The organism is Paraburkholderia podalyriae (assembly GCF_014397785.1).
Lineage (GTDB): Bacteria > Pseudomonadota > Gammaproteobacteria > Burkholderiales > Burkholderiaceae > Paraburkholderia > Paraburkholderia podalyriae.
This window is the reverse complement of sequence record NZ_VZQQ01000297.1, coordinates 1-460: the sequence shown is the minus strand read 5'-3', so window position 1 is coordinate 460 and position 460 is coordinate 1. Positions and strand designations below refer to the sequence as shown.

Annotated in this window: 2 protein-coding genes; both read left to right on the top strand. The window is 62.2% G+C overall.

The genetic code is table 11. From position 1 onward, the window contains the following. Positions 1–210 (top strand): IS66 family insertion sequence element accessory protein TnpB (tnpB, locus tag F6X42_RS46700; RefSeq protein WP_187639795.1); only part of this gene is annotated, 210 nt, incomplete at its 5' end. Positions 211–240: 30 nt separating this feature from the next. Continuing rightward, positions 241–460 (top strand): IS66 family transposase (locus F6X42_RS46695; protein ID WP_446686588.1); only part of this gene is annotated, 220 nt, incomplete at its 3' end.

Here is a 460-nt window from a genome sequence, read left to right as displayed (position 1 = left end):
TTCCGCGGGCGCCGCGGCGATCTCGTGAAGGTGCTTTGGGCTACTGAGGACGGGCTCTGGCTTCTCGCGAAACGGTTGGAGCGAGGGCGTTTCATCTGGCCACAGGCCGATGGCGGCAAGATCCATCTGACGAGCGCACAGTTGTCGATGTTGCTCGAGGGAATCGACTGGCGACAGCCACGACGCACCGCCGCACTCTCGATGTTGTAAACCGCGAGGAAGGCTCGTAAACTGCGACGCATGTCCGATCAGGCGCCGCTTCCCGATACTGTCGCCGAGCTCCGTGCCATGGTGCTCGCGCAACAGGCATCGCTGCTTGAGCACCAGGCATCAATTGCGAAGATGGTGGAGGAACTCGCCGCGCGAGATGACGAGATCGAGCGCCTGAAGGCGCAGATCGACAAGCTCAGGCGGATGCACTTCGGGCGCAAGTCCGAGCAACTCGCGAAGCAGATCGACA